This window comes from Streptomyces sp. NPDC015127, from assembly GCF_043080095.1.
In the GTDB taxonomy this organism is placed as follows: domain Bacteria; phylum Actinomycetota; class Actinomycetes; order Streptomycetales; family Streptomycetaceae; genus Streptomyces.
Genome location: NZ_JBIBVE010000007.1, coordinates 41,176 through 57,605, shown reverse-complemented (window position 1 = coordinate 57,605; position 16,430 = coordinate 41,176). Strand labels below are relative to the sequence as shown.

General features: G+C 70.5%; 16 protein-coding genes. 5 read left to right on the top strand and 11 right to left on the bottom strand.

Annotation, left to right across the window (positions count from 1 at the left end; all coding sequences use genetic code 11):
* Window positions 1-141: 141 nt before the first annotated feature.
* Window positions 142-951: a crotonase/enoyl-CoA hydratase family protein gene (locus tag ACF08N_RS15425; protein ID WP_392325109.1), complete on the bottom strand. Its 810-nt coding sequence runs from the start codon at window positions 949-951 to the stop codon at window positions 142-144.
* Between the two features lie 165 nt (window positions 952-1,116).
* On the opposite strand from ACF08N_RS15425, the gene ACF08N_RS15420 reads away from it, so the two are divergent.
* A complete protein-coding gene (locus ACF08N_RS15420; protein ID WP_392325108.1) occupies window positions 1,117-2,799 on the top strand; it encodes an acyl-CoA synthetase in 1,683 nt (560 codons plus the stop codon).
* A gap of 30 nt (window positions 2,800-2,829) precedes the next feature.
* On the opposite strand, the gene ACF08N_RS15415 is transcribed toward ACF08N_RS15420, so the two are convergent.
* From ACF08N_RS15415 to ACF08N_RS15405, 3 genes are all read right to left on the bottom strand, one after another.
* Window positions 2,830-3,477 carry a chorismate mutase gene (locus ACF08N_RS15415; RefSeq protein ID WP_392325107.1) on the bottom strand — a complete coding sequence of 216 codons (648 nt, stop codon included), beginning with the start codon at window positions 3,475-3,477 and terminating at the stop codon, window positions 2,830-2,832.
* Between the two features lie 103 nt (window positions 3,478-3,580).
* Window positions 3,581-4,114: a VOC family protein gene (locus ACF08N_RS15410; RefSeq protein WP_392325106.1), complete on the bottom strand. Its 534-nt coding sequence runs from the start codon at window positions 4,112-4,114 to the stop codon at window positions 3,581-3,583.
* Window positions 4,115-4,294: 180 nt separating this feature from the next.
* Complete coding sequence (locus ACF08N_RS15405) at window positions 4,295-5,815, bottom strand: alpha/beta fold hydrolase (protein ID WP_392325105.1); 1,521 nt, start codon at window positions 5,813-5,815, stop codon at window positions 4,295-4,297.
* Window positions 5,816-5,996: 181 nt separating this feature from the next.
* On the opposite strand from ACF08N_RS15405, the gene paaK reads away from it, so the two are divergent.
* The 4 genes from paaK to ACF08N_RS15385 all read left to right on the top strand — a co-directional run bounded on the left by paaK (window position 5,997) and on the right by ACF08N_RS15385 (window position 10,717).
* Entirely contained in the window at window positions 5,997-7,292 is a 1,296-nt protein-coding gene (gene paaK / locus ACF08N_RS15400; RefSeq protein WP_392325104.1) for a phenylacetate--CoA ligase PaaK, read from the top strand.
* 1,118 nt (window positions 7,293-8,410) lie between these two features.
* Window positions 8,411-9,640 (top strand): RNA-guided endonuclease InsQ/TnpB family protein, encoded by a 1,230-nt coding sequence (locus ACF08N_RS15395; RefSeq protein ID WP_392325103.1) that lies wholly within the window; start codon window positions 8,411-8,413, stop codon window positions 9,638-9,640.
* Window positions 9,641-9,668: 28 nt separating this feature from the next.
* The gene (locus ACF08N_RS15390; protein WP_392325102.1) at window positions 9,669-10,496 is read left to right on the top strand and encodes a glycine-rich domain-containing protein; all 828 of its coding nucleotides are present in this window, start codon (window positions 9,669-9,671) and stop codon (window positions 10,494-10,496) included.
* Window positions 10,497-10,498: 2 nt separating this feature from the next.
* Window positions 10,499-10,717: a hypothetical protein gene (locus tag ACF08N_RS15385; RefSeq protein ID WP_392325101.1), complete on the top strand. Its 219-nt coding sequence runs from the start codon at window positions 10,499-10,501 to the stop codon at window positions 10,715-10,717.
* Window positions 10,718-11,202: 485 nt separating this feature from the next.
* Here the strand turns inward: ACF08N_RS15385 and ACF08N_RS15380 are convergent, their stop codons facing one another.
* From ACF08N_RS15380 to ACF08N_RS15350, 7 genes are all read right to left on the bottom strand, one after another.
* Window positions 11,203-11,340: a hypothetical protein gene (locus tag ACF08N_RS15380; RefSeq protein WP_392325100.1), complete on the bottom strand. Its 138-nt coding sequence runs from the start codon at window positions 11,338-11,340 to the stop codon at window positions 11,203-11,205.
* 327 nt (window positions 11,341-11,667) lie between these two features.
* Window positions 11,668-12,711, bottom strand: a complete 1,044-nt coding sequence (locus ACF08N_RS15375; RefSeq protein WP_392325099.1) for an LLM class flavin-dependent oxidoreductase — start codon at window positions 12,709-12,711, stop codon at window positions 11,668-11,670.
* Window positions 12,708-13,001, bottom strand: coding sequence for a 4-oxalocrotonate tautomerase family protein (locus ACF08N_RS15370; RefSeq protein WP_392325098.1), 294 nt, complete (start codon window positions 12,999-13,001; stop codon window positions 12,708-12,710). The genes ACF08N_RS15375 and ACF08N_RS15370 overlap by 4 nt, the downstream gene beginning before the upstream one ends.
* Window positions 13,002-13,003: 2 nt before the next feature.
* Window positions 13,004-14,491 carry an aldehyde dehydrogenase gene (locus ACF08N_RS15365; protein ID WP_392325097.1) on the bottom strand — a complete coding sequence of 496 codons (1,488 nt, stop codon included), beginning with the start codon at window positions 14,489-14,491 and terminating at the stop codon, window positions 13,004-13,006.
* The gene (locus tag ACF08N_RS15360) at window positions 14,484-15,215 is read right to left on the bottom strand and encodes an alpha/beta fold hydrolase (protein WP_392325096.1); all 732 of its coding nucleotides are present in this window, start codon (window positions 15,213-15,215) and stop codon (window positions 14,484-14,486) included. The genes ACF08N_RS15365 and ACF08N_RS15360 overlap by 8 nt, the downstream gene beginning before the upstream one ends.
* Before the next feature lie 6 nt (window positions 15,216-15,221).
* Window positions 15,222-15,773 carry an amino acid synthesis family protein gene (locus ACF08N_RS15355; RefSeq protein ID WP_392325095.1) on the bottom strand — a complete coding sequence of 184 codons (552 nt, stop codon included), beginning with the start codon at window positions 15,771-15,773 and terminating at the stop codon, window positions 15,222-15,224.
* Entirely contained in the window at window positions 15,770-16,345 is a 576-nt protein-coding gene (locus ACF08N_RS15350) for an amino acid synthesis family protein (RefSeq protein WP_392325094.1), read from the bottom strand. The genes ACF08N_RS15355 and ACF08N_RS15350 overlap by 4 nt, the downstream gene beginning before the upstream one ends.
* Window positions 16,346-16,430 lie beyond the last annotated feature (85 nt).

Genomic DNA, 16,430 nt, shown 5'->3' with positions numbered 1-16,430 from the left:
GGCGGCCGTGGGCGGTACCCCCATCCCGTAACCGGGGGCTCCGCCCCCGGACTCCGTACCGTGCTGCGCACGTCAATCTCCCCCTGAACGGGCTGGATTTCGCTGCGCGACCCGGTTCGGAAAGGGGCGGGGCGGGGAACATCAGGCCCGGCGGTACACCGGGGCACGCTTCTCCGCGAAGGCCCGCGCTCCCTCCTTCGCGTCCGCCGTGTCGAAGACCGGCCAGCCCCGCTTGAGTTCGGCGGCCAGGCCCTCCGCCTCGGTCATCCGGGCCGTCTCGTAGACGGACGCCTTGACGGCCTCCACGGCGAGCGGGCCGCACGCGTTGATCTGTTCCGCGATGCCGAGTGCCGTCTCCAGTGCGGTGCCGTCCGGCACGACGCGGCCGACGAGCCCGATCCGCAGGGCCTCGTCGGCGCTGTACGCACGGCCGGTGAGCAGCATCTCCAGGGCGTGGGTGTGCGGGATCTGGCGCGGCAGCCGTACGGTCGAGCCGCCGATCGGGAACAGTCCCCGGCGTACTTCGAAGAGCCCGAAGGTCGCGCCTTCGCCCGCGACGCGGATGTCGGTGCCCTGGAGGATCTCGGTGCCGCCGGCCACGCAGTGGCCCTCCACGGCGGCGATCACGGGCTTGCGGGGCCGGTGGTGCCGGAGCATCGCCTTCCAGTGCAGATCGGGGTCGGCCTTCATCCGGTCCCGGTGGCGCTGCCCTTCCATGCCCTGCCCGGCGAGCGCCTTGAGGTCCATGCCGGCGCAGAAACTGCCGCCCGCTCCGGTGAGGACGACGGAGCGCACGGTGTCGTCCTCGTCCGCCCGCAGCCATCCGTCGTACAGGCCGACGAGCATCGCCATCGACAGAGCGTTCCTCGCCTCGGGCCTGTTGAGGGTGAGCACCAGTGTGGCGCCTTCGCGCCGCACGGTGAGGTGTTCGGTACCGCCGTCTCGTCCCATGAGCGGGCCTCCCGTCCGGTGACTGGAACAGGTTGCAGCAGGCGGAGTGCCAGTTCAAGAGTTTTCTGACAACCAGTCAGATTTGTTTGCGGTGGGCCTTCCCACTTGTGCCGCCCGGCGCTCTAATGACGGCCGGGCCGAAGTTCGCCGGGGACAGGAGGAGCGGTGGAGTACAACCTTGCCGATCTGTTCGAGTCGGTCGTCGACGTGGTCCCCGACCGCGAGGCACTGGTCTACATCGACCACCCGGGCACGGGCGCCGAGCGTCGCCTGACCTACGCCGGGCTCGACGCGGCGGCCAACCGCATCGGCCACCACCTGCTGGACGCGGGCCTCCGGCCCGGCGAGCACCTGGGCCTGCACCTGTACAACGGCGTGGAGTATCTGCAGACGGTCCTCGGCTGCCTCAAGGCGCGCATCGTGCCCGTGAACGTCAACTACCGTTACGTAGAGGAGGAGTTGGTCTACCTCTACCGCGACGCGGATCTGGCGGCGCTCGTCTTCGACGCCGAGTTCACCGAGCGGGTCGCCGGCGCCCTGCCCCGTGCGGACCGGCTGCGCCATCTGCTGCGGGTCGGCACACCGCCCGACGGCGCGCCGCTCGTCGACGCGACGGCCTTCGCCGACGCGGAGGCGGCCGCGTCCCCGCGGCGCGGGTTCGCGCCGCGCTCCGGGGACGACCAGTTCATCATCTACACGGGCGGCACGACGGGCATGCCCAAGGGGGTGATGTGGCGTCAGGAGGACCTGTTCTTCTCGGGCCTCGGGGGCGGGGCGCCGACCGGGGAGCCGGTGTCGTCGCCGCAGGAGCTGGCCCAGCGGGTCGCCGGGGGCGGCGACGGCATCACCTTCTTCCCCACTCCCCCGCTGATGCACGGCACGTCGACGCTCACCGCGTTCATCGGGTTCGACTTCGGCCAACGGGTCGTCCTGCACCGCAAGTTCGTGCCGCACGAGGTGCTGCGGACCATCGAGCGGGAGAAGGTGACCAGTGTGTCCCTGGTCGGGGACGCGATGCTGAGGCCGTTGATCGACGCGCTCAGCGGTCCGCTGCGGGGCTGCGACCTGTCGGCGCTGTTCAGCGTGTCCAGTTCCGGCGCGATCATGTCGGAGACGGTGCGCGCCCAGTTCGCCGCGCTCGCCCCGAACGTGCTGCTGCTGAACAACTTCGGCTCGTCCGAGTCCGGCTTCAACGGCACGGCGACCGACGACTCGGGACCGGACAACGGATTCCGGCTGCGGGTCAACTCCCGTACGGCAGTGGTCGATCCGGCGACGTACGAGCCGGTGAAGCCCGGCGAACCGGGCCGCATCGCGCAGCGCGGCCATGTGCCCCTGGGCTACTACAACGACCCCCGCAAAACGGCGGAGACGTTCTTCCGGCGCGACGGCGAGCGCTGGGTACTGCTCGGGGACATGGCGACGGTCGACGAGAACGGCATCGTCACGGTCCTGGGCCGCGGATCCCAGTGCATCAACACGGGGGGCGAGAAGGTGTACCCCGAGGAGGTCGAGCAAGCCCTCAAGTCCCATCCGGACGTGTACGACGCGCTGGTCGCGGGGGTGCCTGACAGGACCTGGGGCAACCGCGTGGCGGCGGTGGTCCAACCGCGGTCGGGAGCCGCCGCGCCGACACTGGAGGACCTGCGGTCGCACTGCCGCGGCCGTCTCGCCGGCTACAAGATCCCCCGGCAGCTGGTGATCACCGAGGAGATCCAGCGCTCGCCCAGCGGCAAGGCGGACTACCGCTGGGCGCGGGCGGTGGCGTCGGCCGCCGGCCCGGGACGTGACGCGGACCCTGACCCGGCCCCTGACGCCGACCCTGATCCGACGACGCGCCGGAGTTGACGGGCAGATCGGCCGGTCGCCGCCGGGCCTCTAGGAGCGGGGTGCGCAGACCGACGGCAGGGCACGGGCCAGGGCCGTCGTGTGCAGCGCGTCGAGGCGGTGCTCGTGGCGCACATGCGCGGCTGCGGCGACGAGGCGGCCGTCGCACGACGGTGCGTGCCGCAGCGCCGCGGATTCGGCGAGGGCCCGAACGAGCGCGCCGTTGATCCGGTTGATCTCCTGCCGCACCTGGCCCAGATCGGGCCGCTCGGTCGGCGCCTCGCCCGGGTGGGCGTCCCAGCGGCTGAACAGCGCCCGCTGGACGAGCTTGTTCGCCTCGATCTGGTCGCGGAAGACCCGTACGGTCTCGTTCGGGTCAGCGCCGATCTCGCGGGCATGCTGCGCCACGGCGTCGAGAACCTGCTGCTCACGCACGGGATCGTCGATCGGGCCGCCCGTGCCGTACTTGGCCGCGGCGACGAGGCCGGCGGTCGCCAGCCGCTGGGCGGCGAGGTCGGCGACGGCATGCAGCGCGGTGGCCGGGGCAGTGGGGCCGACGGTCGTGGCGGTGGCGGCCGCGTGCGGCTCCGGATGCGGGGCGGCGGACGCGGCGCCCGGAAACGCTGCGAGCACGAGCGCCGCGACGGTACCGACGACACCGCTGGTGGCCAGGCGCCTTGCGGAGGAGGTGAGATGCACGGGTTCCCTTCCCGGTCGACGAATCGGCGTCGATCGTACGTAGGGCAGCCGGCAGCCGGAAGTGGTGCGCGGCCGCACACGGCGGGCGGGGGCCCGGGCCCGTTCAGTCCTCGGCGACGGTCTCGAGGATCTGCTCCCCGTTGAAGATGCCGAGCCGCTCGCGGTACAGCTCCAGCGGCACCCCGTTCGGGTCGTGGAGGTACAGGCTCTCCTCGACCCCGCGGTCGGGCCCGAGGTACTCCACTCCGGCCTCGTCGAGCTTCTTGCGCGCGGCCGTGTAGTGCTGCGCGTCCACGGACAGGGCCATGTGCTGCACGCCGCCGATCGTCTCCGTGGCGGGCGGGTGTTCGTGACCGGGGAAGTCGAAGAACCCCAGCAGGTTGTTGTTGCCGATGTCGAAGAAGAAGTGGGTCGAGCCGCGGTAGTCACGGTTCTCCACGATCTCCACGAGCGGGAAGCCCAGGAACTCCTGGTAGAAGCGGATGGTCTCCTCGACGTCACGGCAGATGAACGCCACATGGTGGATACCGCGGGCAGTCGTCGCCGGCCGGTCGCCCGGTGGCCGCAGATAGCGCTGCCGCAGCTCCTCGCGGCGGGCGCGGACGGCCTCGAGCGCGGCTCCCTCTGGCTGAGGCATCGCGGACTCCTTCACCTCGGGGTGATTGCGGGATTCAACTTCTCTTCGCCATCTTCCCCGGATCCCGGCCGACTACCGCGTCCCGGGCGGTCTGCGCCGCCGCAATGGGCCCGTACGTACCAACCGGTCACGCACCGGTGCGGGGCGTGACCGGTGCGTCGTCGCGGGCGCCGCGGTCCGTCAGAGGCCGAATTCCCTCAGCGCGGCCAGGAACTCCTCCGGCCTGGTCTCGTGCACGAGGTGCCCAGCGTCGACGGTGACCAGGCGTGCGCCCGGGATCCGCGCCGCCAGCGCGGCGAGGCGGTCCTGGGGGACACTGCTCGCCGGCCCGCCGGCGATCACCAGGGTCGGGGCCTGGATCGACTCCAGGCGGTCCCACCAGGCAGGGTCGGGCTCGTTGAGCTCCGCGTCCGTGGCGGGCACGAGCGGCCAGTCGAAGTCCAGTGGCCCGTCGGGTCGGACGGCCGGCGGACGCTGCGGGTCGAGGGGCAGCATCGGCGGGGGCTCCTCGACCACCAGGCTGCGTACGAGCTCCGGTTCCTGCTCGGCCAGCAGCAGCGCAGCGCCGCCGCCCATCGAGTGGCCCACGAAGTCGACAGGGCCGAGGCCGAGGGCCTTGACGAAGGCGGCGAGGTCGTCCCTGAAGGCGGCGTAGCCGTAGGCGCCGGGCCACTCGCTGAGACCATGGCCGCGGAGGTCGACGGCGTACACGCGCCGGGTCGCGGCGAGGCGCTCGGCGACGTGCGTCCAGTGGCTGCTGTCACCGCAGCGGCCGTGGGCCAGGACGACCGGCGGGGCGTTCTCGTCACCCCACACGCGGTACGCCAGCCGGATGCCGCCCGTCTGCAGGCTGTGCACGTCCGGGTCAAGGAAGGCGGCGACGGCACGGGTGAAGGCGCCGGGGTCGTCGAGCCAGGGGAAGTGCGCGGTGCCCGCCTGGACGACGCAGCGGCCGTCCGGGAAGAGCGCGGCGAGTTCGGCGGCGCGGGCGGGGCGTGGGCCGCCGTCGAGCTCGCCCGCGAGGACGAGCACCGGGGCCCGCACACCGGCGAGCGCGGCCCTGACCGAGGCGGGATCGTCGGCGCCTTCGGCATAGAAGTGCGCGATGGCCCCGAAGTTGAACTGGCTTTCCCTGGCGGCGGCATGAGCCCTCGCGGCCTCGTCCCACCGCCCGTAGATGAAGGGCCGGACCGCGTCCCAGATCTCGGGCGACTCCTGTCCGCTCCGCAGTTCGTCGAGTGCGGCGATCCCCGCCTCGTACCAGGGTTCGTCCGACCGCAGCAGAGCCGCTTCCCGGCGGTCCTCAGGAGTGGCCGGGATGCCGACGGCACTCGTGTCGGGGGTGACCAGGGTCAGGGACCGTACGCGCCCGGGGTGGCGGGTGGCGTAGTACAGGGCCAGTCCGGCGCCCGCCGAGTGGGCGAGCAGATCGACGCGGTCGAGCCCCAGGTGCTCGCGCAGCGCCTCCACATCATCGGCCTGACGGTCCCGGCGGTAGCTCGCCGGATCGGCCGGGACGGCGGAGTCCCCGGTGCCGCGCAGGTGCAGCAGCACCAGCCGGCGGTGTGCGCCGAACCCGCCCAGATCGCCGAGGTAGGACGCGGCCCGCATCGGACCGCCGGGCAGGCAGATGAGCGGTTCCCCCTTCCCCGTGATCTCATAGGCCAGCTCTGTCCCGTCGTATGTGCGGAAGGTCCCCATGGCGGTGATCCTCGCCAGGTGCCGGGGCGATCGCAACGGACTTACGCGGACAGCGCAGCCGCGCGGGCCGTCGTGCCGGTCTGTGCACATGCCTTGACGGACCGCGGCGCGGGCTGAATTACTGATCCCGAACAGCACGACCGAATGATCGGTAGTCCGTTTTGGGACGGGAGTACGGCGAATGACGGACCTGCTGGACGCGGCGGAGCGGCTCGGGCGGGACGAGCTGGAGGCACTGCAGCTGGAGCGGCTGAGAGCGACCCTGCACCACGCGTACGAGAACGTGCCGTTCTACCGCGCGTCCTTCGACAAGGCAGGCCTGCGCCCCGACGACTGCCGTACGCTCGCCGATCTCGCCCGCTTCCCGTTCACCGCCAAGACGGACCTGCGGGACAACTACCCGTTCGGGATGTTCGCCGTCGAGCAGTCCCAGGTGCGCCGCATCCACGCCTCCAGCGGGACGACGGGCCGGCCCACCGTCGTCGGGTACACCGAGCGGGACCTGGACAACTGGGCCGATGTGGTGGCCCGTTCGATCCGCGCCGCCGGCGGCCGCCCGGGCCACAAGGTCCATGTGGCGTACGGGTACGGCCTGTTCACCGGCGGACTCGGCGCGCACTACGGCGCCGAGCGGCTCGGCTGCACGGTCATCCCCGCGTCGGGCGGGATGACGGCGCGGCAGGTGCAGCTGATCCAGGACTTCCGGCCCGAGATCATCATGGTCACCCCCTCGTACATGCTCACGCTCCTCGACGAGTTCGAGCGGCAGGGCATCGACCCCCGAGCCACCTCACTGAAGGTGGGCATCTTCGGCGCCGAGCCGTGGACGGAGGAGATGCGCCGGGAGATCGAGGAGCGGTTCGCCATCGACGCCGTCGACATTTACGGGCTGTCGGAGGTGATGGGCCCCGGCGTGGCGCAGGAGTGCGTGGAGACCAAGGACGGGCTGCACATCTGGGAAGACCACTTCTACCCCGAGATCGTCGACCCGTTCACGGGCGAGGTGCTGCCGGACGGCGAGCAGGGCGAGCTGGTGTTCACCTCGCTGACCAAGGAGGCCATGCCGGTCGTCCGCTACCGCACGCGTGACCTGACGCGGCTGCTGCCGGGCACGGCGAGGGTCTTCCGCCGGATGGAGAAGGTGACCGGCCGCAGCGACGACATGGTGATCCTGCGCGGGGTGAACCTCTTCCCCACGCAGATCGAGGAGATCGTGCTGCGCACGGCCCATGTCGCTCCCCACTTCCAGCTCAGGCTGACCCGCGAGGGCCGCCTGGACGCCCTGACAGTCCGTGCCGAGGCGCGCGCCGAGGCGACCCCGGAGCAGCGCACGGCCGCCGAGCGGTCGATCGCGGCGGCCGTGAAGGACGGGATCGGGGTCTCGGCCGCCGTCGAGGTGGTGGACCCGGAGACACTGGAGCGCTCGGTGGGCAAGATCAAGCGGATCGTGGACCTGCGGAGCACGCGGGAGGGCTAGGGCCTCTCGTTTGGATCATGCCGGGCTCGCGGGCCCTGGCACGCACGCTCGCCGCGTTGTCGTCGGTCGCCATGGCTCCGCCATTGTCTCCCTCCTCCGCCTTGCGATCGCACGCACCAGTCCCTCCCCCTACGCCCTGCGGGCGTGGGGGGACCCCCACTCACTGATCCGGCCTGATCCAAACGAAAGACCCTAGCGCGGGGGCGGCGCCGAACCGTCCCGCAGCTCGCCCTTGAGGGTCTTACGTCGGGCAGCCGGACGACCGCGGGCTTGCGAAGAGACACCCTCGCCACCCCCTGTGCGGGCGAACTCCACACAGGGGGTTGAGCACCGTGCCTCATACCTCCCACGACTTCGTCGGACGGTCGAGCCATGGCGCAGCGGCCGGCTCACGGCTTGTGTGGAGGTGCCGCAGGGTGTCCTCGAGCAGGCTCGGCACCTTCTGGGCGATGCGTCCTTACTGGGCGGCGAGCCGCCACTTCACCACCTCGGCCACTGCTTGCGGAGCTCCGCTGGTGTGCACTGTGGCGGGTCCAGCGGAATCTCGTACGCGGCGAACACGGCAGACAGTTCGGCCAGGGACGCCCAGAGTGGGCCGAGTGGCGCGGCGGCAGAGCCCATCGGTGGGATGCAGCAGCACTGCGCGCTGAACCGGGCGGGTGCATCGCCGGGCCGGTGGAGACGGGACCAGATTCCGGACTGATGTGGTGAGGACTGCCGGACCGGCATCCGTCAGGGCACCCTCTCGCGCCGCTCGCCGCCACCGCGAGCGTCGCTGACCCGACGGCACCCGCCTTGCCGAACGTGTCACCCGGCCGGATCAGCCCTGGTCACCCCTGGCGCGCGGCCCGCAACGCGGCACGGTGGGATGAGCGGGGCGGACCAACGGGTTCGCGCTCCATCACGCCGGATTCGCGTTGTCGTTGACGCCGCGTGGCGCTTCACCTGATTTCCCCGAGGATGCCCCGGCCTTCAGGCCGGGGAGGAATCGGACTCCTGCGGAGCAGGGCTGGGAAAGATGAATCGCCGCCAGGGCGATTCATCGTCCACCCGACGCGGTGGTGAGCCAGCCCGCAACGATCAAGGAATCTCAACTGCCGTACCACCCAGGTAGATTGATGAGCGTGACGACGGAAGCGGAGAGGGAAGGGGCTGGGCATGCCCGGTACACCTATCGTCTGCGCCTGTCGTCCACAGCCCGTGCCGCGCTTGAGGCGGAATGGACACGCTGTCGGTGGGTGTGGAACGAGTGCGTTGCCAGGTCGAGGAAGGCTCACCGGGACGCCGAGAAGGTCGGTCCGGCAGCGTTGGACAAGATGCTGACAGAGGCCCGCGCCCGTACGGCATGGCTGCGCGAGGGCAGCAGCGTTCCGCAGCAGCAGATCATCCGCGACTTCGGCAAGTCCCGGGCCAAAGCGCTCAAGGACATCAAGGACCGGTTGCCGATGCGGCAGCGGGCAGGGATGCCGAAGTACAAGAAGAAGCACGCGGCGGACCCCACGCTTAACTACACCCAGCGCGGTTTTCGCCTCAAGGGCAGTCGCCTGCATCTTGCCGGCGGTATCGCGGTGACGGTGGTGTGGTCGCGTAACCTTCCCAAGCCCCCGTCCTCGGTGCGGATCTACCGGGACGGTCTCGGCCACTGGTACGCCAGTTTCGTCGTCGCCACCATGACCGAGGCCTTGCCCGCCACGGGCCGGGACATCGGCATCGACTGGGGCGTGCGCGAGACCGCGACCACCACCAGCGACGCCCACGACCTCCCCCACGCCGATCACGGAAAGAACGCCGCCGGAAAGCTGGCCCGCTACCAGCGGATGATGGCGCGCCGTAAACCCCCACGCGGGCGGGCGGTCTCCAGGGGCTACCGGGCGGCGAAGCGGCAGACAGCGAAGCTGCACAAGAAGGTTGCCCGGCAGCGTGAGGACACCGGCCGCAAGTGGGCCAAGACCGTCGTCCGGGACCATGACCGGCTCGCGGTGGAAGACTTCCGCCCGCGCTTCCTCGCCAAGTCGACCATGGCCCGCAAGGCAGCCGACGCGGCGATCTCCGCGACCAAGCACGCGCTGATCCACATGGCCCGCAAACACGGCCGCGAGCTGCACCTCGTACACCCCGCGCACACCACCATGGACTGCGTACAGTGCGGAGCAAGAGCCAAGCACGCACTACCTCTCTCAGAACGTACCTACACCTGCACCGCGTGCGGAGCCGTATCCCCCACGGACAAGAACTCCGCCCGCGTGATGCTGGTCCGGGCTGGTCTCAACCCGGCTGGTGCTGATCGTGTAAGAGCCGCGAGCCCGCCGGGCCGCAGCCAACGTGAGCCAGGAATCCCCCTCCTTTAGGAGAGGGAGGTTTCAAGGAAGGCATCAAATGGTCAGGCACATCCAGGACTCGACGCCCGGGCACGAGACGAACGAACCTCAACGGACCCGGCACTCTCTGCTCCGCCGGGCCTGCCTGGCGTCCATGGCGACGGTGGCCCTGGCGGGCCAGCTCCTCGCGGCGGCCCCAGCAGCAGTGGCGGACACCCCAGTGGGTTCCGGGGTGAGACAGTTCACCGCGAGCGGTACCTTCACGCCGCCGCGCGGCGTGTACTCCTTCCACGTCCAGGCATGGGGAGCCGGAGGCGGAGGAGGTGGCGGAGGCGCTGTTGCCCCGCTTTCCCCAGGTGGCGGTGGTGGCGGCGGTGGCGGTGCCTTCTTCTGGTGCACCATCCCGGTCCAGCCCTTCCAGACCTACACCGTGACCGTGGGCCAGGGTGGCACTGCCGGGGCTGGCGGCACGGGCGCTGGTACGGGAGCCGGAGGCGCCGGGAGTCCTGGAACTGCGACATCACTGACCACGCCGGACAGTCAAGTGGTCATGTCCGCCGAGGGCGGCACCGGTGGCGGCGGTGGCCAAGCCAGCAACCCCGGGGGCGGCGGCCCTGGTGGCATCGGCGGCGAGGGCGGCCCGGGCGGCACGTGCACCGGAAGCGGTGCCCTGATCCGAGAGGGCGACTCCTACCAGGAATTGCCGGACAGGAGAATCACTGCCGTGCTTTCCGAGGGGGACACGTTCTTCGGCCAGCGGATACTCGCGGACAACGGCGAGTTCGGGCCCTACGAATGGCAGGACCTCTCGGACAACGAGGGTATCCGACCGCGGAGCAAGGGACCGTCTGTTCCGTCGCAATTTCCTCATACCCCTACGACGTAGGGTTGCCGAGGGCGTTCGTCGAGGTGAAGACCTCGCAGGGGCTCCTCTTCGAGACGGAATGCGCTCAGCAGGCGGAGGAGGAGAACGGGGCGCAGGCTCCCTACGTATGTGACAACGCGTGGGTGCCGGTTGAAGGCCCCACGGTCGTGCCCGCCGGCCAAGCCGGCGCGGACAACACGCTCGCGAAGCCCAACGAGCCCGCACAGCCCAACACTCCGTGATCTCCTCCTGGGTCGGGTCGTAACATCTCTCGCCTGGGGGCGTACCGGACCCTCGGGTACGCCCACAGGCACCGCGGCCACGCCTGTGTGACTGCTCCGCTCCTGGTCTTTCCCGGTCCCGCCGGGGCAGGTGTCGGGGGGAGACATACCAAGCTCAGGGGTGGGCGGGGCGTGGCACTGCGGAGGCTGTCAGGCGCACGCCGGCCGGCGCGCGGGGCGGTCTGCTGGTTACGCCTCGTGCAGCGGCGGAGGGCGGGGGTGTTGGCGTGGCCATGGCGCCATCGAAGCTCGTGCGGCCTGCCCGCGTCAGCGGCCTCCGCGCAGGCCGAAGCACTCCTGGTCCGCCGGACACGCCTTGGAGCCTGTCTCCTTGTTGCAGGGGAAGCGGAAACGCAGGGGGACGTGCCTGACCGTCGCCGGCCAGGTGCACCTTTGCACTCGGGCCGAGCCCACCAAAGAGACACCGCTCCATGGCCCGGCCCCGCTCAGCCGAACCAGACCACCAGGCGGACGTTCTCGTCGCCGTGGACGGCCGCCAGTTCGCGCATCGCCGCCCATACCGGGCCCCAGCTGCCGTCCGGCGGGGCGAACATACGGGGCGTGTGGACCACCGGGCGGTACACGGCGCAGTCGTGGGCGACGATCCTATGCCGCGCCGGAAGGCGGCACCGTGCGACGGCATGAACTCACGGACGAGTCGGGGGCATCGACCGCTCCGTTGCCGGTGCCAGGTCGTGAACGGGAACGGCGGCCCCGCCCGGTCACGGGTCCGGGCGGGGCAGAGGCAGCTTCCGCCTGGGGGTCGGGGCGGGTGCTTGCTGCTTCATCGCCATCGTGCGCTGGTTTCAGCCACTACGGAAGAGTTGTGACCGAAAATATCGGTACATGCGGAACGCCCGCCCACAGGGCGGGCGCTCGCTGCTTCATCGACGTGCCCCGACGGGGCCGTCCTACTTGAAGGCCGGCACGACTTCCTTGATGAACAGCTCCAGGGACCTGCGCTTGTCCTCGTGCGACATGCTGTTGTCGATCCAGAAGCTGTACTCGTCGACGCCGAGCTCCTCGTAGGCGCGCAGCCGCTCGATGACCTCGGCCGGGGTGCCGATCATCGCGGTCCTGTGCAGCGACTCCGGCTCGAACTCCGGCCGGCCCTCGAACTTCGACTCCGGGCTGGGCTCGAGGAACCCGTTCACCGGGGTGCTCTTGTTGCCGAACCAGGCGTCGAAGGTCCGGTAGTAGCGGTTGATCGCCTCCGCGGCCGGGCGCCAGGCGTCGGGCTCGTCCGGGGAGTGGACGTGCGTGTGCCGCAGCACCATCAGGTCGGGACGCGGCACCTCGGGGTGGTTCGCGACCGCGGTGTCGAACTTCCGCTTGAGGTCGACGACTTCCTCGTCGCCCTTCATCAGCGGGGTGACCATGACGTTGCAGCCCTGGGCCACCGCGAAGTCGTGGGAGGCGGGGTCTCGGGCGGCGATCCACATGGGCGGGGTGGGCTGCTGCACCGGCTTGGGCACGCTGGTCGACGTCGGGAACTGCCAGATCTCGCCGTCGTGGGCGTAGTCGCCCTGCCAGAGCGCCCGGACAGCGGGCACGAGCTCGCGCAGGTGCTTCCCGCCGTCGGCGGCCGGCAGCCCGCCCGCCATCCGGTCGAACTCGAACTGGTGGGCTCCCCGGGCGAGACCGACCTCCATGCGACCGTTGCTGATGACGTCGAGCAGCGCGCATTCACCGGCGACGCGGAGCGGGTTCCAGAACGGGGCGACGATGGTCCCCGCGCCCAGGCGGATGGTCGAGGTCTGCGCGGCCAGGTGCGCCAGCAGCGGCATCGGGCTCGGGGAGATCACGTATTCCATCGCGTGGTGCTCACCGATCCACACGGTGCTGAACCCGCCGGCCTCGGCCATCAGGGTCAACTCGGAGAGGTTCTCGAAGAGCTGCCGGTGGCTGACCTCCTCGTCCCAGCGCTCCATGTGCACGAACAACGAAAATCTCACGACTGCTCCTGGTGTGCGGGGGTGACCGGTCGCCGGGCGGCGTCCTGGTCGTCCTGGTCGTTCTGGTTGTCGGCGGTCATGGCGGTCCGGCGCGTGCCGGCGGCGTCCATCTCGGTGAGGGTGACGTCACCGGTGGCCCAGTGCGTCCGGGGGACCTCGTGGACGACGACACGGATGTGCTCGGGCCGCGTGTTCGCGGTGCGCAGGACCGCGGTGTGCACCTCGTGCATCATGTTCCGGATCTGCGTCGGGGTGCGGCCCTCCGCGATCGTGATCGTGATCTGGGGCAACGTCAGCTCCGCATCGTGAACGGGTCGGCCACGGGCTCCTCGCTCGTGTTGATCCAGACGCTCTTGAGCCGGGTGTACTCCTTGATCGTCTCGGTGCCGTGCTCGACGCCGACGCCGCTGGTCTTGAAGCCCTGGCGCGGGGACATCGGCGACATGGCCCGGTAGGTGTTCACCCAGACGGTCCCGGCATCCAGGCGCGCCGCCATCCGGTGCGCCCGCGAGAGGTTCTGCGTCCAGACGCCGGCCGCGAGACCGTACTCGGTGTCGTTCGCCAGGCGGACGACCTCCTCCTCGGTGTCGAACGGCATGATCGCGAGGACGGGCCCGAAGATCTCCTCACGTACGACGCGCATGCTGTTGTCGACGTCCACGAGGACGGTGGGCTCGTAGAAGTAGCCGCCGAGGCCGCCGTCGGAGGGGTTCCCGCCGGTCAGCACTCGTGCGCCTTCGCTGCGGCCCAGGTCGACGTACCCGGCGACCTTGTCCCGCTGGGCTGCGAAGGCCAGGGGGCCGAGTTCGGTCGTCTCGTCCAGCGGGTCGCCGATACGGATCGTTTTCGCGCGTTCGCAGACGCGCTCGAGCAGCTCGTCGTAGACGGACCGGTGGGCGAACACGCGGCTGCCGGCGATGCACGTCTGTCCGGCGGCGGCGAAGATTCCGGCGATGACTCCCATCGCGGCGTTGGCGATGTTCGCGTCCTCGAACACGATGTTGGGCGACTTGCCACCGAGTTCGAGGGTCGAGCCGACGAACCGGCTCGCGGTCGCCGCAGCGATGCGCGACCCGGTGGCGGTGCTGCCCGTGAAGGAGATCTTGGCCAGGCCGTGGTGGTCGACCAGGGCCTGCCCGGCCTCGGCGCCGAAGCCGGTGACGACGTTCACCGCACCCGGCGGGAACCCTGCTTCGAGCGCCAGCTCGGCGAGCCTCAGCACCGTGGCCGAGGTGTATTCCGAAGGCTTGATCACCACGGTGTTGCCGGCGCAGAGAGCGGGTGCCAGCTTGCTGCTGGTCAGCGTCAGAGGAGAGTTCCAGGGCGTGATCGCTCCCACGACGCCCAGTGGCTCCCGCGCCGTGTAGTTCAGCACCCGGCGGTCCGAGGTGGGGATGAAGTCGCCGTGGATCTTGTCCGCAAGACCGGCGTAGTAGTGGTAGTACTCCGGCAAGGTGGCCAGTTGCCCGCGCATCTCGCGCAGCAGCTTGCCGTTGTCCTGCGTCTCCATGCGGGCGAGCTCTTCGGCGTTCTCGGCGATCAGGTCGCCGAGACGGCGCAGCAGGTGCCCGCGTCGGGTCTGGCTGAGGTCGCGCCAGCGCGGATCCTCGAATGCCGTCTGCGCGGCGGCCACGGCCCGCTCGATGTCAGCGGCATTGCCACGGGCTGCCCGGTAGAGCGCCTGGCGCGTGGCCGGGTTGGTGCTCTCGAAGTACTCGCCCGACGCGGGCTCCACCCACGTCCCGTCGATGAAGTGCTGCAACTCGTTGAGGTCAGACATGTGCGCGCTCTCCGATGAAGGTGGTGAGGGAGTCGACGAACGCCTCGGGGTGTTCGACGGGCAGCATGTGACGCGCCTCGGGGACGACCACCGCGCGGCAGTCCGGAAGCGCCGAGGCGAGCCGGTGGGTCATCTCCGGGGTGGAACCTGGATCGTTCTCACCCGTGACCGCCAGTGCGGGAACAGTGATCGCACCCAGCTCCGGCCCGAGTTCGGCGTCGGCCGTGGCGAACACGCGATAGCAGTTGAGGAAGGACCCGAGATCGTTGGCCCGCAGTGTGGACTCGGTGCGGCCCACCCAGGCCGGGTCGACGTCGGTGCCTGCGTACCACCGCTCCAGGGAGGCGGAGGCACTCGCCGCGAAGTCGGTTTCCGCGGTGCGCAGCCGGGCGAGGACGGACGCCCGCTCCTCGGGTGTCCGCCGGCACACCGAGCTGACCGAGGTCAGCGTGGCGACCAGTTCCGGGCGGTGCAGCGCCAGGTGCTGGGCGACGAGTGCCCCCAGGGAGAATCCGACCAGGTGCGAGCCTGCCGGGATGTCACCGGCGACCCCGTCGGCCAGGTCTGCGAGGGTCACCCCGTCGCTCGCCGGGGGGCGGGATCCGTGGCCCGGCAGGTCGGGGGTGATCACGGTGAATCGGTCGGCCAGCAGCGCGGCGGCGGGCTCCCACATGGTGTGGTCGAGCCCTACGCCGTGCAGCAGTACCACGGTCGGCTTGCTCATGTATGCCTACTGCTCGGTCGAGAGCGGCGCCAGGCGCTGCTGGGGACGTCCCTGGGAGGCGGCGGCAAGCGCGATGACGATCTCGTTCGGGTGGGGGGCGTCGGTGATCCGGATCTCGATGGTCTGGTGGTGCGAGCGGATCGTGGCGTCGGTGATGTGCTTCAGCGGGATGTCGAACACCACGCCGGCGGGTCCACGCTTCTCGACGGCCGGCAGCAGGGTGGTGGCATTGGCGGCCTTGCGGAAGTGGTCGCCGAACTTGAGTGTATGGATCAGCGCCGAGCCGTGCTCGATCTCGCCGTCCAGGCCGACGATGGCCGCCTTGCCGTACGCCTCGGCAGGGGCCTCGAGGGCGTCGAGCACCGCCGGGGCCAGCAGCGCGCCGATGTCGGAGGCGGTGGCGTCGATGCCGGGAGCGAGGTCCTCGACGAAGCCCTGACCGGCCCAGGGGTTCTCGATCACCGCTGCGACGACGGCGATCCGGGCGGCGGGGGTGACCTCGCGGCCGCCTTCGGCACGGATCTCCTCGACGGTGGTCACGATCTTGCGGATGTTCATGAAAGGACTTCCTCCAGGGTTTCGGTGGTGACGACGGGGTCGGTCCTGCGGTCCCCGATGCGGGGATGCGGGCGAGGCCCCGTCGACGCGGCGGCGATGACGACGATCTCGTCCGCACGCGGGGCGTCGGCGACACGGGCACTGATGGTCTGGTAGTGACTGCGGGTCGCGGCGTGCGTCTTGTGCCAGAGCGGGACGACCAGCGTCTCGCCGGCTTCGGCACGCGTGTCGGCGAAGCAGATGATCGACTCGCCCTGGAGGAACTCCCGGACCAGGTTGCCGAAGTACGGCGTGTGGATGAGGGCTCCGGCGTGCTCGATCTCGCCCGCCGTGCCGACGATCGCGGCCTTGCCGAAGGCCTCGATCTCCGCCACGCCGCCCAGGGCGTCGATGAGCCGGCCCGCGAGCAGTCGCGCGAGCACCGGAGCGACTCGGCCCTGCTCTGCGGACAGGTCAGCGGAGGGGCCGGCGCCCACCCAGGGGTTCCGTACGACGGCGGCGACGCTGGCACGCCGCGCGGGCTGCGCGGGGGCCTCGCCCGCCTCGGTGAAGACGACGTCGCGGTAGAGCACCAGTTTACGGAGACCGATGCTTTCGTCAGGACAATCCGTGATGCGCTCTTGCATGGCACAGAACCGTAGGCATCTCTCTTGTATG